Origin of the sequence: Buttiauxella sp. BIGb0471, assembly GCF_024807715.1 — a bacterium.
GTDB classification, from domain to species: Bacteria; Pseudomonadota; Gammaproteobacteria; order Enterobacterales; family Enterobacteriaceae; genus Buttiauxella; species Buttiauxella agrestis.
Map to the genome: position 1 here is coordinate 766,665 of NZ_JANUEU010000002.1, position 23,222 is coordinate 789,886.

General features: G+C 49.6%; 19 protein-coding genes and 2 pseudogenes. 5 read left to right on the forward strand and 16 right to left on the reverse strand.

What is annotated here, in order from left to right; translation table 11 throughout:
• Positions 1-10: 10 nt before the first annotated feature.
• Both M2371_RS10225 and M2371_RS10230 read right to left on the reverse strand, forming a co-directional pair.
• A complete protein-coding gene (locus tag M2371_RS10225; RefSeq protein WP_259267636.1) occupies positions 11-382 on the reverse strand; it encodes a hypothetical protein in 372 nt (123 codons plus the stop codon).
• 268 nt (positions 383-650) lie between these two features.
• Positions 651-1,721, reverse strand: a complete 1,071-nt coding sequence (locus M2371_RS10230; protein WP_259267637.1) for a LacI family DNA-binding transcriptional regulator — start codon at positions 1,719-1,721, stop codon at positions 651-653.
• A 242-nt stretch (positions 1,722-1,963) separates the two neighbouring features.
• On the opposite strand from M2371_RS10230, the gene M2371_RS10235 reads away from it, so the two are divergent.
• Positions 1,964-5,071 carry a beta-galactosidase gene (locus M2371_RS10235; RefSeq protein ID WP_259267638.1) on the forward strand — a complete coding sequence of 1,036 codons (3,108 nt, stop codon included), beginning with the start codon at positions 1,964-1,966 and terminating at the stop codon, positions 5,069-5,071.
• A 128-nt stretch (positions 5,072-5,199) separates the two neighbouring features.
• Positions 5,200-6,465: an MFS transporter gene (locus tag M2371_RS10240; RefSeq protein ID WP_259267639.1), complete on the forward strand. Its 1,266-nt coding sequence runs from the start codon at positions 5,200-5,202 to the stop codon at positions 6,463-6,465.
• Between the two features lie 56 nt (positions 6,466-6,521).
• Here M2371_RS10240 and M2371_RS10245 read toward each other — a convergent pair whose 3' ends face one another.
• Genes M2371_RS10245 through M2371_RS10255 form a run of 3 tightly spaced genes read right to left on the reverse strand, consistent with a single transcriptional unit; the run spans position 6,522 to position 9,264 of the window.
• Positions 6,522-7,517: a DUF2891 domain-containing protein gene (locus M2371_RS10245; RefSeq protein ID WP_259267640.1), complete on the reverse strand. Its 996-nt coding sequence runs from the start codon at positions 7,515-7,517 to the stop codon at positions 6,522-6,524.
• A gap of 35 nt (positions 7,518-7,552) precedes the next feature.
• A complete protein-coding gene (locus tag M2371_RS10250) occupies positions 7,553-8,539 on the reverse strand; it encodes a DUF979 domain-containing protein (protein ID WP_259267641.1) in 987 nt (328 codons plus the stop codon).
• Positions 8,536-9,264, reverse strand: coding sequence for a DUF969 domain-containing protein (locus M2371_RS10255; RefSeq protein WP_034494891.1), 729 nt, complete (start codon positions 9,262-9,264; stop codon positions 8,536-8,538). Before M2371_RS10255 ends, M2371_RS10250 begins: the two co-directional genes overlap by 4 nt.
• 160 nt (positions 9,265-9,424) lie before the next feature.
• On the opposite strand from M2371_RS10255, the gene M2371_RS10260 reads away from it, so the two are divergent.
• Entirely contained in the window at positions 9,425-9,988 is a 564-nt protein-coding gene (locus M2371_RS10260) for a winged helix DNA-binding protein (RefSeq protein ID WP_259267642.1), read from the forward strand.
• A gap of 190 nt (positions 9,989-10,178) precedes the next feature.
• Here M2371_RS10260 and M2371_RS10265 read toward each other — a convergent pair whose 3' ends face one another.
• From M2371_RS10265 to M2371_RS10280, 4 genes are all read right to left on the reverse strand, one after another.
• Positions 10,179-11,216, reverse strand: coding sequence for a fimbrial protein (locus tag M2371_RS10265; RefSeq protein WP_259267643.1), 1,038 nt, complete (start codon positions 11,214-11,216; stop codon positions 10,179-10,181).
• A gap of 133 nt (positions 11,217-11,349) precedes the next feature.
• Complete coding sequence (locus tag M2371_RS10270) at positions 11,350-13,902, reverse strand: fimbria/pilus outer membrane usher protein (protein WP_259267644.1); 2,553 nt, start codon at positions 13,900-13,902, stop codon at positions 11,350-11,352.
• Between the two features lie 15 nt (positions 13,903-13,917).
• Positions 13,918-14,604 carry a molecular chaperone gene (locus M2371_RS10275; protein WP_172894561.1) on the reverse strand — a complete coding sequence of 229 codons (687 nt, stop codon included), beginning with the start codon at positions 14,602-14,604 and terminating at the stop codon, positions 13,918-13,920.
• A 124-nt stretch (positions 14,605-14,728) separates the two neighbouring features.
• Complete coding sequence (locus M2371_RS10280; RefSeq protein WP_172894559.1) at positions 14,729-15,307, reverse strand: fimbrial protein; 579 nt, start codon at positions 15,305-15,307, stop codon at positions 14,729-14,731.
• A 481-nt stretch (positions 15,308-15,788) separates the two neighbouring features.
• Here M2371_RS10280 and M2371_RS10285 point away from each other — a divergent pair.
• Positions 15,789-16,034, forward strand: a pseudogene (locus tag M2371_RS10285) (integrase core domain-containing protein); the annotation flags it as partial.
• On the opposite strand, the pseudogene M2371_RS10290 reads toward M2371_RS10285, so the two are convergent.
• From M2371_RS10290 to pth, 3 genes and pseudogenes are all read right to left on the reverse strand, one after another.
• Positions 16,007-16,231, reverse strand: a pseudogene (locus M2371_RS10290) (tyrosine-type recombinase/integrase); the annotation flags it as partial. The pseudogenes M2371_RS10285 and M2371_RS10290 sit on opposite strands and share 28 nt — an antisense overlap.
• A gap of 106 nt (positions 16,232-16,337) precedes the next feature.
• Positions 16,338-17,429 carry a redox-regulated ATPase YchF gene (gene ychF / locus M2371_RS10295; RefSeq protein WP_034494901.1) on the reverse strand — a complete coding sequence of 364 codons (1,092 nt, stop codon included), beginning with the start codon at positions 17,427-17,429 and terminating at the stop codon, positions 16,338-16,340.
• 137 nt (positions 17,430-17,566) lie between these two features.
• A complete protein-coding gene (pth, locus tag M2371_RS10300) occupies positions 17,567-18,151 on the reverse strand; it encodes an aminoacyl-tRNA hydrolase (protein WP_259267645.1) in 585 nt (194 codons plus the stop codon).
• A gap of 275 nt (positions 18,152-18,426) precedes the next feature.
• Between pth and ychH the strand changes: the two genes are divergently transcribed.
• Positions 18,427-18,705 (forward strand): stress-induced protein YchH, encoded by a 279-nt coding sequence (gene ychH, locus M2371_RS10305; RefSeq protein ID WP_034494910.1) that lies wholly within the window; start codon positions 18,427-18,429, stop codon positions 18,703-18,705.
• 54 nt (positions 18,706-18,759) lie between these two features.
• Here the strand turns inward: ychH and dauA are convergent, their stop codons facing one another.
• The 4 genes from dauA to lolB all read right to left on the reverse strand — a co-directional run bounded on the left by dauA (position 18,760) and on the right by lolB (position 23,095).
• Positions 18,760-20,433, reverse strand: a complete 1,674-nt coding sequence (dauA, locus tag M2371_RS10310; protein WP_259267646.1) for a C4-dicarboxylic acid transporter DauA — start codon at positions 20,431-20,433, stop codon at positions 18,760-18,762.
• A gap of 99 nt (positions 20,434-20,532) precedes the next feature.
• Positions 20,533-21,480, reverse strand: a complete 948-nt coding sequence (gene prs, locus M2371_RS10315; RefSeq protein WP_034494941.1) for a ribose-phosphate diphosphokinase — start codon at positions 21,478-21,480, stop codon at positions 20,533-20,535.
• Between the two features lie 122 nt (positions 21,481-21,602).
• Positions 21,603-22,472, reverse strand: a complete 870-nt coding sequence (gene ispE, locus M2371_RS10320) for a 4-(cytidine 5'-diphospho)-2-C-methyl-D-erythritol kinase (RefSeq protein ID WP_259267647.1) — start codon at positions 22,470-22,472, stop codon at positions 21,603-21,605.
• On the reverse strand, positions 22,472-23,095 hold the full coding sequence (gene lolB, locus M2371_RS10325; protein WP_172894551.1) for a lipoprotein insertase outer membrane protein LolB: 624 nt from the start codon (positions 23,093-23,095) through the stop codon (positions 22,472-22,474). The genes ispE and lolB overlap by 1 nt, the downstream gene beginning before the upstream one ends.
• Between the last annotated feature and the right edge of the window lie 127 nt (positions 23,096-23,222).

Genomic DNA, 23,222 nt, shown 5'->3' on the forward strand with positions numbered 1-23,222 from the left:
TTGCCGACTTTCAGTTTAATTGAAACTTATTGGTTCTAAATAAGGTGATGTTTTTTTCAAGTATTAAATTTGTGAAAATGGCGGAGAGCAGGGCGACGGGCAGGCTCACGCCCAAAAGAAAATTAGCTTCATGATTATTTTCAAGGCCAGTAATTCCAAACAGTACCGTCAGGCTAAGAGAAATACTGAGCATGATTGAAAGACGATATCTGACGGCCCATTGTAATGAAAAGATAATATTTAACAAAACAGGCAAGAAAATAAGCATGTTTTGCTGCAAATCACCTAACCATTGTGAAATTTTTACCCAATGCAAATTCAGGGATAACGTACATGCAACAATAACGACTCCGCGTAAAACTGAAAATGGCATAATAGCCATGGTGCAACTCAGAACCGCTTGCGAAATACGGTTGTTAATAAAGGCTATTTTTAATTGATGAATGATACTTTTCGTGTTTCTTATGATTATATTGTGATTCATTCGTTGCTTAGTTGTGGGTTGAATTGTTATCGGTGCGGCAAGAATAAACTCTACTATATCACTATAATTAATGCGGAGATAATGCTAATCAGTTTGTTTTATAATAGCACCGCCAACCAATATCCATTTTTACACATTATTTGTGGCTGCTAATGTCCATGAATATTTATAGCTGATTAATGAGCAATTTCAGCTGCGCCACAATATCTGTCGGTGTCTCATTCTGTGGAAAGGGATAAGTCGACTCGCGAATGACAAGACGGGTAGGAAGGAGTTTCAGTATTTTTTGTGGTGACGACGATTGTGCCATCAGCGATGTCACGATTTCCACTGCGCGTTTGCCGAGCAGATCGAAATCCTGCGCAACCGTTGTTAACGCGGGCTGAAAGAAGAGGCTGTCTGCGGTATCGTCATAACCGGTCACTGAAACCGCATTTGCGCCGCTGCGTTTAAGTTGCGCCAACGCGCTTAATACACCTAAAGCCATTTGATCGTTGGCGACGATAATGGCGCTGATGCGAGGATTGGCATGAATCAGTTCAAAGGTTTTTGCCCAGCCGCTGCTGGCACTCCAGTCACCCCAGGCTGTTATGGCATTGCTGACGCCAAATCGATGAAGTGTTTCACGCCAGCAACCCAGGCGCAGACGAGCAGAAATGGACTCTGCCGGGCCTGCTAATAAACCAAATTGTCGGTGTCCCAGTTCCCACAAATGCTTTACGCAAGCGCCAGAACCGTCCTGGTGATCGAAGCGCACGCAAGAAACGTCAGTTTCCGGCGGAACATCCAGAAATAAACAAGCCAGATCGTCATTTTCCCGCGCCAGTTGTTCCGCGAGCGTGCTCTCGAGCGGCAGATTCGCAATCACGCCGCGAATGTTTTGCGCCCGAAATTCGTTAAGCACTGCCTGCAATGCTTCGTACTCCGCCCCTTTTGGCATCGCGACAGAAACCTGCAATTGCTGTCCTTCGGCGTGACTTTTTATGGCCGCGGCAATTTGTGACGGCGCATGGTAGGTGAGAGAAGAGGTGATGAGCCCGAGTGCAGGCATCGTTTTACCCGCCAGTAACTGAGCGGAACGGTTCGGCACATAGTGCAGTACGTTCATCGCATGCAGCACTTTTTCACGGGTACGGGACGACACTAAATCCGGGCTATTCAACACCCGTGAAACCGTCTGCTGCGACACGCCCGCTTCACGTGCTACATCATTTAATGTTGCCTGCCGAGTGCTCATCGCGTACCCCTTTTTTGTTCGCATAATGCGGGGCAGATTTGGTTGAGTCAAGCCAGCGACACATGAAATGTATAGCGCTAACATTTATTGTCATGCTCACGACAGAAATGCTGATTAATCGACCGCTTTTGCGATCATGCTTAGAATTGATAAAACCTGTGTTTGCCAGTGATGCTGATTCTCTGCCTAAATTTGCTCAATTGTATTGCGCATAACATTTTAACGACTACAGGTGAATCAGCATGACGCAAAGTTCGGGCGCTTTCTGCCCAGAAGCAGAGTTTGCAGCAATTCTTAACCGCCGTGACTGGCAGCAACAGGCGGTGACGCAGATTAACCGTTTACCGGCGCACCCGCAGTTCAGGGCTTGGCGGGATATTGCGGCAGCGCGTGACGAGCATGTGTCGCCACAGCATCGCTCGCTGGATGGTGACTGGCAATTTAGCTGGCGGGCTAAACCGCAGGCTGTTGACGCCAGTTGGTTGCAGCATGATTTGGCGGATGCACGTCCCGTTACCGTGCCATCGAACTGGCAAATGACCGGCGACGATGCGCCGATTTACACCAACGTGCGCTATCCCATCGAAACCACGCCGCCGTTTGTGCCGGAAGAAAATGCCACCGGATGTTACACCCGTACGGTGGATATTTCCGACCAGTGGCTGGCATCCGGGCAGACACGCATTATTTTTGACGGTGTGAATTCCGCTTTTCATTTGTGGTGTAATGGCAAATGGGTGGGGTATTCGGTCGATAGCCGTTTGCCTGCCGAGTTCGATTTGACTCCGTTTTTGCACGGCGGGGAAAATCGTCTTTGTGTAATGGTGTTGCGCTGGAGTGCAGGGACCTGGCTTGAAGATCAGGATATGTGGCGCATGAGCGGTATTTTCCGCTCGGTTTCACTGATGAATTTGCCAGAGATTCATCTGACCGATATGCAGATCACCCCTGAACTGGATGCGTTGTATCGCGATGCGGAGCTAAATATCCACATCGCGGTTGCGGCTCCCACAGCCTGTTTATCCGAACTGGAAGTGGAAACGACTCTCTGGCAGGGAAATCAGCAAATTGCCGCCATTCGCCAGCCCCTTGGCACGCCGATGATCGACGACCGGGGCAATTACGCCGAGCGTGCCTATCTCAGGTTGCCGGTTGAGCGCCCACTGTTGTGGAGCGCGGAAACACCGCACTGTTATCGCGCCGTTGTGGCGGTGTGGAAGGGTGATGAGCTGATTCAGGCCGAAGCGTGCGACGTGGGTTTCCGCCAGGTCGAAATCAAAAACGGGCTGCTGCGGGTGAATGGCAAGCCGTTGTTGATTCGCGGCGTTAACCGCCATGAACACCATCATCTTCGCGGCCAGGTCGTGACCGAGGCCGATATGGTGCAGGACATTTTGCTGATGAAGCAGAATAACTTTAATGCCGTGCGCTGCTCTCATTATCCGAACACCGCGCTCTGGTATCAGCTTTGTAACCGCTATGGTTTGTATGTGGTTGATGAGGCAAACATCGAAACTCACGGCATGATGCCGATGAACCGTCTTTCTGATGATGCCAGCTGGCTGCCTGCCTACAGCGCACGCGTCACGCGCATGGTTCAGACTAACCGCAACCATCCGTGCATTATTATCTGGTCTTTGGGCAATGAGTCCGGCTACGGCGCAAATCACGACGCGGTTTACCACTGGCTGAAAAAGAATGATCCATCGCGCCCGGTGCAATATGAAGGCGGCGGCGGGGATACGGCAGTCACCGATATTATTTGCCCGATGTATTCGCGCGTTGAAACGGATTTGATTATTCCGGCGGTGCCGAAATGGGCGATTAAAAAGTGGATCAGCCTGCCGGGTGAGCAGCGTCCGCTCATTTTGTGTGAATATTCCCACGCGATGGGCAACAGCCTGGGTAACTTCTCTGATTACTGGCAGGCATTCCGTGAATATCCTCGTTTGCAGGGCGGGTTCATTTGGGACTGGGCGGATCAGGCCATCATGAAAACCTTCGACGATGGTTCACAAGGCTGGGCCTATGGCGGAGATTTTGGCGACACGCCTAACGACCGCCAGTTCTGCATGAACGGCGTGGTTTTCCCTGACCGCACGCCACATCCGGCACTGTTTGAAGCCAAACAAGCGCAGCAATACTTCCAGTTTGAATTGATTAGCCAGCAGCCGCTCAGAGTGCGAGTCCACAGTGAATATTTGTTCCGCGATACCGATAACGAAACGCTGCAATGGCGTATCGAAGCGGCGGGATTGCCGGTGCTAAACGGGCGTGAAACGCTGACTCTTGCAGCCGAAGCCAGCGTTGAGCTGACATTGACCGAAAACCTGATTCTTCCTGCCGGAGCAAACGATGTCTGGCTGACGCTTGAAGTGATTCAGCCTCATGAAACGCCGTGGTCAGCCGCCGGGCATCGCGTTGCGTGGCAGCAGTTTTCCATCGCCGCACCGCTGGTTTTAACTACCAAACCTACGGCGGCTAACCCACCGGTTCTCACTACCTCAGCAAGTCGATTTACCGTGCAGGCCGCAGGCCAGCAGTGGCAAGTCGATCGCGCCAACGGCTTACTTTGCAGCTGGTTGAAGGGCGGCGATGAGCAGTTGTTGCAACCGCTGCGTGACAACTTTGTCCGCGCCCCTATCGACAACGATATCGGCGTTAGCGAAGTGACGCGCATCGATCCGAATGCGTGGGCGGAACGCTGGAAAAGTGCCGGGCTTTATCAACTGGAAAGGGAGTGCGTGCGTTGCGAAGCGACACAATTTGGCGACGATATTGTGGTGGTCAGCGAATGGCGATATCACAATCATCAAGGTGTGGCGATCGTGAGCTGCTGGCAGATGCGCTTTGATGGCCTTGGGCAATTGCATCTTACCGTGACCGGCGAACGCGCAGAAACCCTGCCGCCGCTGCCTCGTGTCGGCGTGGTTTTCAAAGTGAAACCACAGAACGAAGAGGTTAGCTGGCTGGGACTCGGGCCGCATGAAAACTACCCTGACCGCCGCAATAGCGCGATCTTCTCGCGTTGGGCATTACCGCTAGATGAGATGAGCACGCCGTATATCTTCCCGACGGAAAATGGTTTACGTGGCGGAACAAAATCACTCGACTGGGGAATCTGGCAGGCGCGCGGGAATTTCCATTTCTCTGTTCAATCCTGGAGCATCGAACAACTGATGACGGTGACGCACTGGCACAAAATGGTGCCAGAAGACGGGGTCACTATTTCGCTCGATGCCCATCATATGGGCGTTGGAGGTGATGATTCCTGGACGCCATCCGTGCTGAAGAAATGGTTGTTACTGGATACACAATGGCATTATCAACTGACTCTTAGACTTATGTAGGTCGGTTCAGCGCAGCGTCATCCACCACTGACGGAAGTGGTGGATGACGCTAACGCTTATCCCCCTACAAAAAACGTTTATCAGCCTTTGCCCCTCAATCCATAAATAATAATAAGTGGAAATACCCTATGAAACTGTCAGCGTTGAGTCGTCGGGAACAACATAATTTCATCTATTTTATGCTGTTCTTCTTTTTCTATTATTTCATTATGTCTGCCTACTTTCCGTTCTTCCCGGTGTGGCTTGCAGACGTAAACCATCTGACCAAAACCGAAACCGGCGTGGTGTTCTCGTCGATCTCGCTATTCGCCATTATCTTTCAGATTGCTTTTGGCTTAATTTCCGACAAGTTAGGACTGCGCAAACATTTGCTGTGGTTCATCGTCGTGCTGTTGGTTCTGTTTGCGCCGTTCTTTATCTACGTGTTATCGCCGCTATTACAATTCAATATTTATCTGGGTGCGATGGCGGGCGGGATCTATCTCGGTTGTGTTTTTTCCGGCGGTTCCGGTGCGGTGGAAGCGTATATAGAACGTGTGAGCCGTAATAACCGTTTCGAATACGGCCAGGTGCGCGTATCAGGCTGTGTGGGCTGGGCCATTTGCGCCTCGTTGACCGGCATCTTATTTAGCATTAACCCGAATATTACCTTCTGGATTGCCTCCGGTTTCGCTCTGGTGCTGGCGGTACTTTTACTGCTCTCAAAGCCCGATCCTAAAATGGAATCTGAACTTGCCGAGCCGGGCGTAAATAAAAAACAGGAATTCTCACTGCATATGGTGGTGGAATTGCTGAAGATGCCGCGCTTCTGGGCATTCTTGTTGTACGTGATTGGCGTGGCCAGTATTTACGATGTGTTCGATCAGCAGTTTGCTAACTTCTTTAAAGGCTTTTTCTCATCGCCGCAGCGAGGGACTGAAATATTTGGTTTTGTCACTACCGGCGGAGAATTACTGAACGCCACGATCATGTTCTTTGCACCTTTCATTATTAATCGCATCGGGGCTAAAAATGCTTTGCTGGTGGCGGGCGTGATTATGTCTGTGCGGATAATTGGCTCCTCGTTTGCCACGACCGGCGTTGAAGTCATTATTCTGAAAATGCTGCATATGTTTGAGCTGCCATTCTTGCTGGTGGGAACGTTCAAATATATCTCTTCGGTATTTGATCCTCGCCTGTCGGCGACGCTCTTCCTGATCGGTTTTAACTTATCCAAACAGCTTTCTGGCGTTGTGCTCTCAACGTGGGCGGGGTCAATGTATGACTCGGTGGGCTTTAGCCAGGCTTATCTGACGTTAGGATTGATCACTGCCTGCTTCACGGCTATCTCATTCTTTACATTGCGTAATTCACCGCGCAGCCAGTTTTTGACGCCGGAAGTGAGTAAAGCCTGATAGCGGTTTTATTTCCCCGCACTCGGGCGTGCGGGGAAAGCGTTCAAACGGGGAGGTTACTCCAGTGCCAGCATAGCAAAACTGGCTAACCAGTGTCCGCCGCTGTAATGGCTGCCGACCACATGATCAAGACTGGCGTCAAGATGGCGGGTTATCGCCTGTTGTAAGGCTTGCTGGGCAGGGTGTTCAGCCGGTAGTGCCGCCGCAATACGTTTAAAGCACCATGTGCGGCTGAGATTCAGGCCATCGAGATGCGCGATTTTTGGGTCGGTGCGGTCACTGACAACGGCAGGATGCATCAGTGCATTGATACTGGCGACCTCTGGCAGATAACGGTCAAACCAGCCTGGGAAATCCGCGCTGACCTGGCTCATCAGCAACGCTTCGCAGAGCGCACCTGAAACGTACTCGTCGCCACCCGGTTCATAGTGAGCCGGATAATTGACATCGTGCTGATAGAATCGATTTGCACCATCAATGATTGCTGTTTCGAGTTGCGTATCGTGGCGCGAACGGGCGTAGTCCAGCCCTAAGGCGAGAGCAAAAGCGGTGTTGTAATGCGTACCGACGCGAATCGGGTAAGTGAGCTTTTCAAGGTAGCCAATCAGGCGCGCACGAATATCCTGTGTCAGCGGCTCAAGTAGGGCGGACCAACGTTTTGCCTGCGGCAGAGTCGATTCCGCCAGTTCTTGCGCCAGCGCCAGCAGCCAACCGTAGCCGTAAGGGCGCTCGAACGATGCGCGGAACGGGGCAGTAAAATAGGCCAGTTCGCGGGTTACATTGGCTTCGGTAAAGTGTTCATCAAACAGACTAATGATCACCTCGCGGGAAGGCAGTTCTGGGAAACGGCGCAAACAACGCAGCAGCAACCAGTAACCGTGAACAGCTGAGTGCCAGTCAAAACAGCCGTAAAAAATCGGGTGTAATTCCCGGGGTGGCAACACGTCACCATCATCATTGAGCAAATGCATGATGTGATTTGGATATTCCTGGCGTAAAAACGTCAGTGGCATGTTGGCAAATGCTTCAGCCTGAATCGGGCTTAATGACATAAAAACTCCTTTGAGATTCATCGTTTTTCAGTGCCTTAGCGGAATGACAGGAAGTACATCAAGAACACGTTCGCCAGCAGTATGGCCAGGGCGCTCGGGATCTGAATCTTGATGACCTGGTATTTATCTTTAAGCTCGAGCAACGCGGCCGGGACAATGTTGAAGTTCGCGGCCATCGGCGTCATTAACGTGCCGCAGTAGCCTGCGTACATCCCAATCGCCAGCAACGGCGCGGGATCTGCGTTATGGTGGATGACAAGAAACGGCATCGCGATACCTGCCGTTAAAACCGGGAATGCAGCAAAAGCGTTACCCATAATCATGGTAAATACCGCCATGCCCACGCAGTAAATAACGACCAGCATGAAGCGGTTTTCCGGGTCAACAAACAACTCGACCACTTTGCGTACCGATTCGCCGGTGTTGGCGACGATAAACACCCCACCAAGCATCGCTAACATTTGCGGCAAAATGATTGCCCAGCCCACGGTGTCAACAATTCGGCGCGACTGCGCAATGGCCTGCACCGGTGAACCTTTGGTTATCCACCATCCTGTTAAGATTGCCGCGATACTTGCCACACACAAGGAGGCCAACGTGAGTTGCTTCTGGTCTAGCAGGTAAACGCCGCCAATCGACACGTTTTTCATGAATAGGGTGCAGATGACGGTGATGACGGGAATCAGTAGCGCGGGTAGAAATAACCAGTTTTTGATGCGTGAGGCAGAGGCTTCTCGTTGCTCGTCTGTCGCCATGGCGTAATGCCCTTTGCCTACTAATCCAAAGCCTGCCAGGAGCGCAATGACAATCACGCTTCCGCCTATGATCCGGTAAGCCAGTGATTTTCCGAGGGTGTCCACCATCAGGTCGCCAAACAGGAAAATCGCGCCAAATAAGAACCAGAAGAGAGCTGTGGTCAGGCGTTTAGGGTTGCCGCGATCGCGCAGTGTCATCACCACCAGAATCATGACGATAATGCCAATCAGGTAATAAACACGGTTAATGGTTAGCAGAGTGCTCATTTTGTCACCTCTTTCATTTCAGGTTCTTGTTGAGCACGCCAGGCCATCACATCGCGGTGGAGGCTCGCATCAAGTCGTGTGAGGCGGAACATATGGATGATCAGCGCGGCAATCGCTGTGGGAATAGCCCAAAGGCCGATATGCAGCGGTTCAATATTCGTAATGCCGTTTTCTTTCAAAAACGCATCAATTAGCAGAACCGCACCGAAGGCGATGAAAATGTCTTCGCCAAAAAAGACGGCGATGTTGTCGCAGGCTGCGGCGTGGGCTTTTATTTTATCGCGAATGTGAAGAGGAAGTTCGCCGTACTTGTTCAGGGCCGCACCTTCCGCCATTGGCGCTAACAGCGGGCGAACAGTTTGCGCGTGGCCGCCAAGAGACATCAGCCCAAGTGCGGCGGTTCCTTCGCGGCCAATAAAGTAAATCATCAGTATGCGTGCGGACGTGGCGCTGGCTATTTTGGCAATCCAGGCCTGAGCGCGTTCTTTCAAACCGTAATATTCCAACAGGCCAATCACGGGCAGAATCAGAATAAAAGTGGCGAGCGAGCGGCTATTGAAAAATTTCTCGCCAAAGGTTTCCAGTAGCATTCCGAAATCCATTCCTACGGCGAGTCCAGTTGTTAATCCTGCAATAACGACAACAATCAGCGGATTGAATCGTAGTGCAAAACCAATAACAACAACGGGTATTCCGATGAGCGGTAAAAGGGTGGCACTATCCATTATTTTTACCCTGTCTATGTGTGTTGTGTTTTTTTAGAATGACGAAGAGGTAAAAACATATAGCAAAACGAAGACAAAATGAAAATAAATTATCATTAATTTATTGGTGTTTTATTCGTATTCAATTATGTTTTATGGATATCATATTAAGGGGCAGCCAATGGCGTCTGAGAAAAAAAGACTCGATTCAGCAGTAGGAACAATCGCTAATAGCGCAGGGTTAAAAGATCCCATTGTCTCTTCTCACCATCTGGTTTCTGAAAGATGTGCGGAATTGTCGGAGCTGGAATACGCATTAATCATGACCAGCAATGCGTTTAACAAATGGATGGTACGTTGCATGACGGCAGCCGGAGAGCCAGGTATGGGGCCGCTCGACGTATCGTTACTGCATCATATCAATCACCGCGATCGGCAAAAAAAACTGGCGGATATTTGTTTTGTTCTGAACGTCGAAGACACCCATATCGTTGCCTACGCATTAAAGAAAATGGTTAAGTCGGGTTACGTTAAAAGTGAAAAGCAGGGCAAGGAACTTTACTTTTCTGCCACTGATAAAGGTAAAGTGCTGTGTGCTAAATATCGTGAGGTCCGCGAGACATGTCTTATTGGTTTGCAGGTTGAGACAGGCATTTCTGCTAAATCTATTGGAGAAAATGCGCAATTATTACGTGCCATTTCGGCGCTCTATGATAATGCGGCCCGAACCGCTGCATCACTATAATTAAATCTTATGGAAGAACATTTAAGTTAATTCGCGATATTAACCTTGCGAATAGTCTGGATATTGGTTTGTTGAATTACTCGTTCACTAATTAAAACAGTTAATAAGTGAATAGTGACCGGGAACGCTTTCTGAAAGCGTTGCAATATAATCAAAAAAGCCACGCAATTGCGTGGTTTTTTTGATTATGCTAGCGCAACTCCATTTTCACCGTCACATTTCCCTCAAACTTACCGGCCACTGGCCTTTTAGAGGTCGTGCTGACTGGTGCTGCGGTCATCATAATACTGCCATTTCCTTGTTCATCCAGCGTCACTGGTAAATCCAGCGATCCATCCAGCACGACGTTATTGTTGTCTTGATCATACATACGTACTCCAACGTCATCCCGACCGATCATGCTGGCAATGAGATTGTTGCTCCCTGGTACAACCCCTTGATCGGCACTGAGGCTGAATTTAATTTTCCTGGCGTTACCTGCAGCCGGATCGTCACAATGGTAGCTGATATCAACGTCTTTGAGCGTATAGCTCGCCGGGGGTTGGCCTTGCGTAACAAACTGAGAGGTGACGATATTCCCAAGTTCAACCTCAATGGTGCTGCCTGCGTTTATCGTGCAAGTAAGCGGGGCGGTGATCCTGCCACTGAGAAATATTTCGGATACCAGGGTGCTATCTGCCGTTCGGGTACAGTAGTTATTGGTCGACAGACAGGAATAGTTTTGTACGATGACTGTCGAGGGAATGATCTCTTCACCCAGAATCGATTTCTTCACATACAACTTGAAGCGAGACATATTCCACTTGAACTGATGTTTAGGGGTCTGGTCAGTAACACCAGCAGGGTTAAAATTTTCGCCGCAGACATTGTTGGTTCCTATTGAGAGCTTAGATAATTCATTATATTTGGGCAAACTCCCCATAGGAGTGGGATAGGTGTCAATCATCAGTTCATTTAGATTGTCGCCGGTAGGAGAGTTTATGGCATCAGCATAACCACTCACATCGATATCCAAATTCTCAGTCAGATAGGCATACCCGTTTGTCCCTGCCGGAAGTGGGCTACCGGCTGCGGTCATTTCATAGATATTGGTGCTGGCGCTAAGGTTTTTCGGACAATCGCAGTGCGCCGTAGCAATTGGACCATCTCCTGCCAACAGTGTCCCGGTTTCAATGGCATGCCCATTTTTATTATCCTCGGAGGGAAGCTCAGCATCCACGGTACTCATATATGTGGTCATTCCAGAGAAACAATTTTGTAGCACTACGGTTGCTGCACAGTGACCAGCGAGCGGCAAAATGAAGAGCCCAACCAGAAGTATCCGGGTAAAGAATTGAGTCTTTGCTGAATGCACGGCGGTATTATTTCGCATAATTGATCTCGGGGTTACACAAAGCGGTTGCCTGGCGAATACCGCCAGCGGGGAGATTTTCGGTTGAGGGGGAAAGTGTTACCGCAGCATTGCAGCGCTGCGTAGCCGAGTTACCCCACTTGACTGTTAGGGGGATGTTTTCGCTGACCCCAGCGAGATAAAGCACGCCTTCGTCATTCACAATTCCACTGATGGCTGTACTGTCCACGGTGCCCATAGCCCCGAAAGGTACCTTTTGACCATTGGGGCGGGTCAGTGTGATTAGCACGCGATAGCCTACGTGCGCAGAGAAATGGGTACTCACGGCGGCGTTACGGCTTGGGATCACTGTCATTGCTGTCTCGTCGGTATCGACATCATTCGGTAGGCTGGTCGTGTCGATGCGAATGACGTTTTCCTGATAAGGACTCAGGGAAGGGATAATGGCATTGCCGAATATATCAGTCTGCACCCCGCGCTGATTGCTGAAATGTATCCCGGATGCTCCCTTTGCCGTCACGATAGCAAACTGATCGCCCAAGGGTTGCGATAGCGTGACACCAGCAGGATGGGCAACAACGCCACCGCTCATGCCATAGGTTATTTGTCTTGAACCATCAGATGACGAATAGTAGCCCGCATTGAGATTGGCATACTGCGAACGATACGTGCCATAAAGGCTGCTACTGTCTTCGCCATCATGGTTGGCCATACTCTGTTGCAGCGAATAGCTCATGCGATCATCCTGGAACAGAGTGCCGCCCAACCCGATATTCTGGTTGGTATAACCATTTTTGCTATTGCTAACGTTGTAGTTGGCCCAGCTTTTCGGAAGCCAGCGTGATAAAGGGATGCTGAAGCCGAAGGACATCGACTGATCGCTCTGTTCTTCATCTGTTTTACTGTAGGTGTAGGCCAGATGATAACTAATGCCGCTAATCACACTGTTGATACCCGATGAAATGCTGGTCTCTTTGCGATTGGTGTTCCAGTAATCTTGCTGATAACCCGTGAGATATAAACTACTGCCCAACAACGTTTGATTGATGCTGGCTTGAAGACGGCTACGTTTGTTGTATTCATAGGACCAGTCGTCATCAGGATCGTATTTTTGGTTTGCATCGGCAAAACTGTAATAGCCGCTTGTGGAATAACGGTAGCTAGCCAGCGTCAGGTTGGTGTCTGTTGCTTCTATATTTTTGGTATACATCGCCCGTAAGGACTGTCCGTCGTACTGGTCGCCATTATCTAAACGGGCCCGGGCGGCGGTAATATCCGTGGAGAGGGCACCGATTTCACCCAGCGCCATTCCGATACCAATATCTACTGACTGATAATTGGAAGAGGATGTTAATCCACCGAACAGAGTCAGATAATTATTCAGGCCAAAGATAGCACTGCCCTGAACGAATAGAGGCTCATTGGCCTGCTGATTATTATCAGCTCGGTAGCGGGCCAGAGTGGCCTCATAGCGCAAATTGCCCGGACGTTGCATTACCGCGACACTCGAATAGGGCTGAACAGAATGGAACTCTGTGCCGTCGGCTTCTTTAATCGTGATATCGAGATCGGCACTGTTGGTGGTGGAGTAGAGATCGGTAATTTCAAAGGCGCCAGGGGCAACAGTGGCCTGATAGATAATGTAACCATTCTGCCGGATGGTTACTTCGGCATTAGAATGGGCGATACCCCGGATGACGGGGGCGAAACCGCGCTGACTATAAGGAAGCATTTGTTCATCAGAGGTGATGTTGACCCCATTGTATTGAATGCTGTCAAAAACCTCGCCGCGAGTACTGTTCTCCCCAGCGGTAAGCTGTGCCTTCAGGAAATCAATATCATGCTGTATCCACGTGTTAATCGTGTCCCATGATTGTGTTTCGGCGGTTTTATTCCAGACGGAATAACTGCGCAGCCGCCAGCCGCCCAGATTGGCGCCACTGCGAAGATTAAGATACTGGCTGCTGTCGTTGTTATGATCTCCATTTTCCCGCTGTGAGCCGGAGAAAGAATAGTCAGCAAACAACACGGGGACGCCATCATTCCAGCGCGACGGATCAATGAAATTCCTGCTGTGTGCGTCAATAGCCGCCTGCGGCATGCTTATATGCAGCGTCATGGAATTGAAATCAAACCTGGCGGTGGCAAAGGGAATATAGTGCCCCAATGGATCGCTGAGAGGATTGTTGGCGGACTGTTTTGCCAGTTCGGGATACGCATCGACGCGGATACCCCATTTGCGCAATAACTGAGGCGTTAACAGCGGATGCAGTTCTCCCTTTTCGTCATTGACGTAGCCAATGGATTCGTCATCCAGAGTCTGCTTATTGAGACGAACGTTTGTTTTATATACACCGGGTAACTGACCATTCTCCTTTGAAAACAACGATAAATCGATGTCTTGCCGGGACAGGCCATCGCCCTCAAGTGTGGAAGGGGCAAAGTAAAATTCACGGGCATGGGTGCTGCTGGCGAGAACCAGCAATAAACTACCAAGACCATACCCTATAGGCTGTAGACGCCCGAAGAGGCCGCAGGGATACTGGCTCAGTCCATTAGCCATTAGGCACCATTATTCTCAGGTTAAACTAGCAGTGAATTTTTCTGTGGCACTGCCGTAATCTGAGATGCAATGCCAACTGACCTGTTGTCCGCTGACGCCTGCGGGCAAGTTAAACTGAGCTGTTTGCTGCGGGGCAACCATATCTGCTTGAGGTAAGGCTTTACCCCCCAGGCGCAAGCTGTCGAATACGCTGTAAAACGCGCCATTATTAGTGATCAATAGTTGGTCAGCATGGCGGCTGAAGTGCAGATTTTTACACGCTTCTAAAGGGCTACCTTGTAACCCACTCGGGCGCCAAAACAGTTTCAAACGCGTTTTGTATATAAGCCGCAACACATTTTGATCCTCTTGTTCCTTTGCCTGGGCAGGAATGGTGCGGATATTCAGATAAAACAGCGATTCTCGATCTTGCGGCAGTGCTTGCCCGGACCAGGTAATACGCAAGTTCTGCTCTTTTTGCGGGTCTAACCGGAACAGGGGGGGAGTAATAATAAACGGCCCGCGGGTTTTACCATCGCCGGTATCTGTCCATGACTGAATGAGCCACGGGAGTTCTGTTTCTTTATTAGTTAGCGGTAGCGCTACTTCTTTCTTATTTGCATCATAAATTACGCGTGTTCGCCCTACCTGAATACCCGAAGCCAGGTTAAATTCGGAATAAAGAACTGTAATGCCAATTAGTATTAGCACAGAAATACGCATGAGAATTAACTCCAGAAGCTATTTGCAAACGCGGTAAACCCATTATGTTATCGGGTTTACCGATAGAAATACTTGCCGTGTGGTGTATGTGTTTCAAATACATTAATCTGTTATAAATACAGCATCACCGATATAAAATATTGATGGTTAAATCTGCATCGGCTGGCCCGGCGGTGACAGTATCAGCAAACGATACGTAACGAGCAGTAAAACTAACTGGAATGGAATTTGTTGTTATTGTGGTTGGTAATGGGACGTACACCAAACTATCTGAACCATCGAATTTAATAACAGTGTCATCAGAATCTGCAGTGACTTTAATCCCTATACCTGTAGCTGCAGTTGTACCGGCTGTCTCTGTCGATAAATAGCTCACATCCAGAAGTTCTACCGATTTGGTGAGAGTCGTTGAACCATTAAAGGTTAACTGAACATTTTCCAGGCCTTCACTGGATAGAGGGCAATCCTTTAGACTGATTGAAAAATTAGCCGGATCCCCCTCTACGCCTGGTTCGGTAAAATGAGACGCGGGGTACGAGCCTAAATTAACGGTATAATCTGTACCTCCACCTTCTCCATCAATGACGCAACTTGGTGTAATGATTTCGCCGGTGAAGTGGACTGTTCCTGCATTGTCTTCCGCCGCCCACGCACTTGCGGTTGACAAGGCTATAAGCAAGCAAACAAAACTATTCCTTTTCATATATTCTCCAGGTTAATGAATGCTGGGTAACTAATTAATTAATTAAATAGTGCCTTCTATATTGTAATTGCAGAGGTGCGGCAATTATACACACAAAATGGGTATTAGAAAGTGCGTATACATTTTAGTTAAACGAGTAATAAGACGACGAAATTAAAGGTGAGTTTTCTGATGCGTGTGCCAACATCAAATTGATAGCTTTTATGTTTCATTTTTTTGTTGTTTAAGATTGTATTATTTTGTATCGACCATTCTTTGAAGTAAATCAAATTCACTCAATTGTATATGCAGGTGTATTATTTTTTTGAATGTTTTAATAATACATATTGATTTGAATGATCATTCTATTTCACGATATGTATCGCAAAAATTAATCTATTTAATTATGTTTCCCGTAAACTGGTTCGCTGGGCAATGTTATTTTTCCCGGACTCTGCACTGACAGCGAAAGCGCTGTCCCTGGCCTGAGAAGTGCGAGTAAAGCCTGAGTCGCCGGAAGGATTGCTGGAATAACAGCCCGATGGAACTTTTTTTAAAAGTCTGAAAACGGAGTGAGCGTAGGGTAATAGATACGCTAGCTTTAGCGAAGCCAGCACAGCGATAAGGAAAATTTCATAGCGGAATATTACAGCCAGTTCAGACCTCATCAATATAACGTGGTTTGACGCCAAATGAATCAGAGCGATTGTTCTGGAAAAACTCTAAAACCGTGACCCATTTTTGTTGACCGCTACACACTACAGCATGGTTATTATATTGCCGGCTCATATTATTAGCATCAGCGTGCGCGAGCTGAGCTTCTAAGACATCAGACCGATAACCCATCTCATTCATAAAAGTACTACCCGTTGTCCTGGTTGCGTGAGGGCTATATTTGCCACTCCCACCAAGTTGCTTGAGAAGCTGACGCAGAGATGAGATGGTTTGAATGCTACAGATATAAAAAATCCACGCAACTGCGTGGATTTTAAGTTTATTTCGTATTCGCCGAGACAGCGAGGGCCTCTGCGAAACAAAGGTTTTCGTTTATTTAGACGTTAAACAGGAAGTTCATTACATCACCATCTTTAACGATGTAGTCTTTACCTTCTGCACGCATCTTACCGGCTTCTTTCGCGCCTTGCTCACCCTTGTAGGTGATGAAATCTTCATACGCGATAGTCTGAGCGCGGATAAAGCCTTTTTCGAAGTCGGTGTGGATTTTACCCGCTGCTTGCGGAGCCGTCGCGCCAACAGGGATAGTCCATGCACGCACTTCTTTCACACCAGCGGTGAAGTAAGTTTGCAGATTCAACAGCTCATAACCTGCGCGGATAACGCGGTTCAGGCCAGGTTCTTCCAGGCCCATTTCTGCCATGAACTCGTCACGGTCAGCATCGTCAAGTTCAGCAATATCAGACTCAACGGCGGCACACACAGCAACAACCACAGAACCTTCGGCAGCGGCGATTTCACGCACTTTGTCGAGGTATGGGTTGTTTTCGTAACCGTCTTCATTGACGTTCGCAATATACATCGTTGGTTTCAGCGTCAGGAAGCTCAGGTATTTGATAGCCGCTTTGTCTTCGTCGGTCAGAGGAAGTGCACGCAACATACCGGCGTTCTCAAGCTGTGGCAGACATTTTTCCAGCGCAGCCAGTTCAGCTTTTGCGTCTTTATCGCCGCCTTTAGCTTTCTTCTGCACACGGTGAATCGCACGCTCACAGGTATCGAGGTCAGAAAGCGCCAGCTCGGTGTTAATGACTTCAATGTCATCAGCTGGATCAACTTTATTGTTAACGTGAATGATGTTGTCGTTTTCAAAACAACGCACAACGTGGCCGATAGCTTCGGTTTCACGGATGTTGGTCAGGAACTGGTTACCCAGGCCTTCACCTTTGGATGCGCCTTTCACCAGACCGGCGATATCAACGAATTCCATGGTGGTAGGCAAAATGCGCTGTGGTTTAACGATTTCGGCTAGTTTATCCAGACGTGGGTCCGGCATTGGCACCACACCAGTGTTCGGCTCAATGGTACAGAACGGGAAGTTTGCTGCTTCGATTCCCGCTTTGGTGAGCGCGTTGAACAGGGTTGATTTACCAACGTTCGGCAAGCCGACGATACCGCATTTGAATCCCATGGTTTAATTCACCTTAATTACTTGATATTCAATGAGTTAATGTTGTCTCATTGATAAAATGATCATAACTTTTCCCATTATACACGCAAACGGCATATAACGGGCGCAGAAATCCTTGCTGACTGCCGCGCAGACGTTTATTGCGCCTTAAAGGCGTGCAGGCGATTAGTGGCTTTAGTCAAACCTTCTTTCAGCCAAACCTCGGTGCAACGCGCCGCTTCGTCTACTGCATCATCAATTAGCTTCTGTTCGCTAAGAGGAGGTTTGCCCAGCACAAAGCCAACAACTTTGTTTTTATCGCCCGGATGGCCGATTCCGACACGTAAGCGGTGAAAGTTGGGGTTATTGCCCAATTTGCTGATGATGTCTTTCAGGCCATTATGCCCACCGTGGCCGCCACCGAGTTTGAATTTTGCCACACCAGGCGGCAAGTCCAGTTCGTCATGCGCGACGAGGATTTCATCAGGCGCAATGCGGAAAAATGTCGCCATCGCTCCGACCGCTTTGCCGCTGAGGTTCATAAACGTGGTTGGCACCAGCAGGCGAACATCTTCTCCGGCAAGGTTTATGCGCGCGGTGTAACCGAAGAATTTGCTTTCTTCTTTCAGCGACTGATTATGGCGCTCAGCAAGCAGATCCACATACCAGGCACCTGCGTTGTGACGCGTTGCCGCATATTCCGCACCTGGATTTGCCAGGCCAACAATTAATTTAATACTCACGTTTAATATCCTGAAAACAGACCAGAGCCGCGTAGTTTACTGCGCTCCCGTCGCGATGACAAAGAAGCAATGCATTACCCATTCAATAGTTGAATAATTCAGGGTGTGAACCATTAGAATTTCATGCTATTCAGCGTGTTATTTGTAAATATTTGTAGGCCTTTCATTCGTAATTGTGATCGCCCGCGCACATAATCCGAAGCGGTGTTGTCTATACTTTACACACAAGGAATGGGGATTTCCCCCGCCGACCCAGGAACACCCGGAGGTGACACATGAAACGCAAAAACGCTTCATTACTCGGTAATATTTTCATGGGCTTGGGGCTTGTCGTCATGGTGGGCGGTGTTGGTTATTCTATTTTAAACCAGCTCCCTCAATTCAATTTCCCGCAATATTTCGCCCACGGTGCCGTTTTGAGCATATTCGTTGGTGCGGTACTTTGGCTGGCCGGTGCGCGCGTAGGCGGTCACGAACAAGTCGGTGATCGTTATTGGTGGGTACGACACTTCGATAAACGTTGTCGTCGAAATGATAGCCACAAGCACAGCTAGTCAATTCACGAAAAAAAAACGGTTCTCTTCAGAACCGTTTTTTTTGGCAAAATTTTATCCGGCCAACGCGGCCTGAACGTCAGGATAAAAAGCAAGGCGCCCAGGAATGGGCTGCACACGTGCTCGCGCCAGGGTTTTCAGCGGCTGAAATTCCAGATTTGTGACCCGTAATTCGCAACCTTCAGGTAGTTTTTCTACAAAACGTTGAAATGCCTCCAGCCCCCCCGCGTCCAGCACCGGTACAGCATCCCATTGCAGAATAATCAGATGGTTTTGTTCAATGCGTTGGGTGAGGTCGTTAAACAACCCTTCAGCGGCGGCAAAAAACAACGGCCCGGTAACCCGTAATGCGAGAACACCTTCTGGCGTGGTGATATTCACCGGGGCCAGACGCGTCATTCGTGCGATACGACGCATAAACAGCAGCGATGCCAGCACGATGCCCACACTTATGGCGATAACCATATCGAACAGCACCGTCAACGACATGCAGATGAGCATCACGATAATGTCGTCTTTTGGCGCGTGGCGCAGCAGGCTCACCACTTTGTGCGCCTCGCTCATATTCCACGCCACCATCAGCAGCAGGGCAGCCATTGCCGAAAGCGGTAGCCACGAAAGCAGCGGGGCCAGCACCAGCAAGGCCATAATCACCAATAATGCGTGAATCACGGCGGCGATCGGCGAGGTCGCTCCTGCACGCACGTTAGCGGCAGAACGTGCAATGGCGGCGGTGGCGGTAATCCCACCAAAGAATGGCGCAATAATATTGCCCAGTCCCTGGCCGATAAGTTCGCTATTCGCATTATGTTTGGTGCCGGTCATGCCATCTAACACCACCGCGCATAGCAGCGATTCGATTGCGCCAAGCATTGCCATCGAAAACGCTGCCGGAAGCAGGGCGCTGAGCGAATCCCAACTGAGCGTGAAATTAGATGCAGGGATGTTCCATGGCAGCATTAATTGCGGCAATAGCTGCGGGATGCCGTTGCCCTGCGTGCCATCGGCCAGCACATAGTGGAAACGTGAGCCGATAGTTGCCACGTCAAATCCCATGGCATGAACCGCAGCCATCACCCCGCAGCCCGCTAACAGCGCCGGTAAATGCCCCGGCAAACGAATGCCCAGGCGCGGCCAGAGGATCAGCACGGCCAGGGTGACAACACCAATTGCGACGTCACCCATATTGATGGTCGGCATCGCCATCGCCAGTGCCGCGACTTTATTCAGATAGTGCTCGGGAACATGGGCGAGCGTCAGGCCAAAGAAATCTTTCACCTGCATGGTCGCGATGGTAATCCCAATCCCGGAGGTAAAACCGAGCGTCACGGAAACGGGAATATATTCAATCAGGCGGCCAAATCGCGCCAGACCAAACAAAATAAGAAACACGCCTGACATCAGCGTCGCAATCAATAATCCCGCCAGGCCAAACTGCTGGGCGACCGGGTAGAGAATAACGACAAATGCGGCGGTAGGCCCGGAAACGCTAAAGCGTGAACCTCCGCTTAAAGCGATAACAATCCCGGCAATCGCGGAAGTATAAAGGCCGTACTGAGGGGCTACACCGCTGCCAATCGCCAGGGCCATCGCCAGTGGAATGGCAATAATCCCCACGGTGATACCGGCAATAACATCGCGGCTAAAACGGGAAACGGTGTATTTCTCACGCCAACAAGCGTCTACCAGAGCGCGGAAAGGTAATACAGAAGAAGATACGTTTTTCACTTTGATTCCATCCGTGAGCGCATCAACTGTCATTTATGGCAGTTAGGAAGCCTGTAAAAGAAAAAACCCGCCGTGGCGGGTTTTTTTAAGCGAGCTCGATTAATGCTCGAACATCGCAGAGATTGATTCTTCGTTACTGATACGGCGAATTGCTTCAGCCAGCATTCCAGACAGAGTCAGGGTGCGGACGTTTGGCAGTGCTTTGATTTCTTCAGACAGTGGGATGGTGTCACATACGATAACTTCGTCGATCACGGAGTTACGCAGGTTGTGAACCGCATTGCCGGAGAAAATCGGGTGAGTTGCGTAAGCAAACACACGTTTAGCACCACGTTCTTTCAGCGCTTCAGCTGCTTTGCACAGAGTGCCGCCGGTGTCGATCATATCGTCAACCAGTACACAGTCACGGCCAGAAACATCACCGATGATATGCATAACCTGGGAAACGTTAGCGCGAGGACGACGTTTGTCGATGATAGCCATGTCGGTATCGTTGAGCAGTTTCGCGATAGCACGAGCACGCACAACACCACCGATATCTGGAGAAACCACGATTGGATTTTCCAGGCCGATTTGCAGCATATCTTCAAGCAGGATTGGGCTGCCGAAGACGTTATCTACAGGAACATCGAAGAAGCCCTGAATCTGTTCTGCGTGCAAGTCCACGGTAAGAACACGGTCAACCCCAACACTTGAGAGGAAGTCAGCAACCACTTTCGCGGTGATTGGCACACGGGCGGAACGTACACGACGATCCTGACGAGCATAACCAAAGTAAGGGATAACAGCGGTAATACGACCTGCAGAAGCACGGCGCAGGGCGTCGACCATAACAACCAATTCCATCAGGTTGTCATTAGTTGGTGCACAGGTGGACTGGATGATGAAAATATCACCACCGCGTACATTTTCGTTGATTTGTACGCTTACTTCGCCGTCGCTAAAACGACCGACGGCGGCGTCACCAAGGGAGGTGTACAGGCGGTTGGCAATACGTTGTGCTAGTTCCGGGGTGGCGTTACCAGCAAAAAGCTTCATATCAGGCACGAGAAAAACCTCAGGCATGCGTCCAGTGGCGGATGGTACTACCGCAGCTTATGCGGGCGGGGTAGCGCCATCCAGGCGGTGTATAAAGAGCTTGATGCAACGTCTGAAACAAGGTGACGTTGTCACCAATACTCAGCTTGCCCGGATATGGCCTGATGCAGCGGGGAGACATTAACGCCTCGCGCAACAAACCCATGCAGCCATTCCGGGGCTTGCTTAAGCACCTGGCGGGCAGCGTTCTCGGTGTCAAATTCTGCAAACACACAAGCGCCGGTGCCGGTCAGGCGCGACGGCGCGTATTCTAACAGCCAGGAAAGCAGCTCATCAACCTTACGAAAACGTTTTCTTGCGATAACCTCACAATCATTACCAAATTCACAGTTTAATAACGTGTCAATTGATCTAATCGGGGTATTTCGTGGTAGCTCTGGATCCTGGAAAATGACCGGGGTGGGGATACTGACACCAGGATGCGCCACCAGGTACCATTTCTCCGGCACAGAAACCGGCGTGAGCTTCTCGCCAACACCTTCCGCAAAAGCAGCAAAACCGCGCACGAATACCGGAACATCGGCACCCAGCGTAACGCCAATGGCCGCAAGCTGATCTTCAGTCAGGCCGGTGTTCCAGATATGGTTGAGGGCGACTAACACGGTCGCCGCGTTGGAGGAGCCACCGCCTAAACCACCGCCCATCGGTAACTTTTTCTCAACGCTGATTTCAGCCCCGGCACCCTGAGGTAACGAACCCATCAGCAGAGCGGTGTCTTGCAATAAACGTGCGGCACGAACAATTAAATTTTCTTCATCTGGCACGCCTGCAATGGGTGTTGCGAGATGAATTTGACCATCGTTTCTCGGCTCAATGGTCAGTGTGTCGCCATAATCGAGGAACTGAAATAAAGTTTGTAAATTATGGTAGCCGTCTTCACGACGCCCAGTGATATACAAAAAAAGATTCAGTTTTGCCGGTGATGGCCAACGTTTTCTCATTATTTAACCGTCCAGCTGTCCATTTTGAGTTTGATTCGCTGCGAACCTTCACGCAATTCCATGTTTGATGGCAGTGCAGGTTGCACCTTGTCATCATAATCACTGTAAACCACTTTCCAGGTTTTGCCGTCCTGGGTGTAGTTGATTTCGCTCAGGCGGTACTTGTCATCCAGTTTGTAATCTGTGGCTTCACCCGGCAGGCCGAGGATCCATTGACGCAGGCTATTGAGCGGAATCGGCATGCCTGTCAGTTTGCCCACCATTTCTTCAGCGTTATCAGAAACGTACTTTTTACCGTTGCGGTCAGTCAGTTGCACAACGCCTGGCTGGGCGTTCAGCTCCAGTTCGGTGCTGCCTAATGGATTGGTCAGCAACAGGCGGTAACGGTCTGGTGAGGTTTGCTGCCAGTTATAACGCGCATAAACTTTTTGGCTATCGGAGAGATAGGCAAAAGCACCACGTGTCTGGTATTGGGTGATTTTTTGAACTTGTTGCTGGTGTTGTAACCATTGCGGGGAGTCAGGACTTTTACCAGGACCACTGGGTTGATGAACAGAACAAGCAGCCAAAACAAGGCTTGCCAGTGGCAAAAGGCGCATCAGACGGGCTTTCGGCATAAACATAGCGGCGGCAGATCCTTCTCAATCATTTTAGTTGTTAACTGTTTATGCTAGCGGTGCCAGGCCAGGTCGTCTACGGTCAAGTTATCTTAAATCATTAATTGCAGTGATACTCCACAAGGGGTGACTC

Bases quoted from the DNA above. Each gene is read 5' to 3' on its own strand.
- M2371_RS10225 (WP_259267636.1), bottom strand. From the start codon at position 382: ATGGCTATTATGCCATTTTCAGTTTTACGCGGAGTCGTTATTGTTGCA.
- M2371_RS10230 (WP_259267637.1), bottom strand. From the start codon at position 1,721: ATGAGCACTCGGCAGGCAACATTAAATGATGTAGCACGTGAAGCGGGC.
- M2371_RS10235 (WP_259267638.1), top strand. From the start codon at position 1,964: ATGACGCAAAGTTCGGGCGCTTTCTGCCCAGAAGCAGAGTTTGCAGCA.
- M2371_RS10240 (WP_259267639.1), top strand. From the start codon at position 5,200: ATGAAACTGTCAGCGTTGAGTCGTCGGGAACAACATAATTTCATCTAT.
- M2371_RS10245 (WP_259267640.1), bottom strand. From the start codon at position 7,517: ATGTCATTAAGCCCGATTCAGGCTGAAGCATTTGCCAACATGCCACTG.
- M2371_RS10250 (WP_259267641.1), bottom strand. From the start codon at position 8,539: ATGAGCACTCTGCTAACCATTAACCGTGTTTATTACCTGATTGGCATT.
- M2371_RS10255 (WP_034494891.1), bottom strand. From the start codon at position 9,264: ATGGATAGTGCCACCCTTTTACCGCTCATCGGAATACCCGTTGTTGTT.
- M2371_RS10260 (WP_259267642.1), top strand. From the start codon at position 9,425: ATGGCGTCTGAGAAAAAAAGACTCGATTCAGCAGTAGGAACAATCGCT.
- M2371_RS10265 (WP_259267643.1), bottom strand. From the start codon at position 11,216: ATGAGTACCGTGGATGCTGAGCTTCCCTCCGAGGATAATAAAAATGGG.
- M2371_RS10270 (WP_259267644.1), bottom strand. From the start codon at position 13,902: ATGGCTAATGGACTGAGCCAGTATCCCTGCGGCCTCTTCGGGCGTCTA.
- M2371_RS10275 (WP_172894561.1), bottom strand. From the start codon at position 14,604: ATGCGTATTTCTGTGCTAATACTAATTGGCATTACAGTTCTTTATTCC.
- M2371_RS10280 (WP_172894559.1), bottom strand. From the start codon at position 15,307: ATGAAAAGGAATAGTTTTGTTTGCTTGCTTATAGCCTTGTCAACCGCA.
- ychF (WP_034494901.1), bottom strand. From the start codon at position 17,429: ATGGGATTCAAATGCGGTATCGTCGGCTTGCCGAACGTTGGTAAATCA.
- ychH (WP_034494910.1), top strand. From the start codon at position 18,427: ATGAAACGCAAAAACGCTTCATTACTCGGTAATATTTTCATGGGCTTG.
- ispE (WP_259267647.1), bottom strand. From the start codon at position 22,472: ATGAGAAAACGTTGGCCATCACCGGCAAAACTGAATCTTTTTTTGTAT.
- lolB (WP_172894551.1), bottom strand. From the start codon at position 23,095: ATGTTTATGCCGAAAGCCCGTCTGATGCGCCTTTTGCCACTGGCAAGC.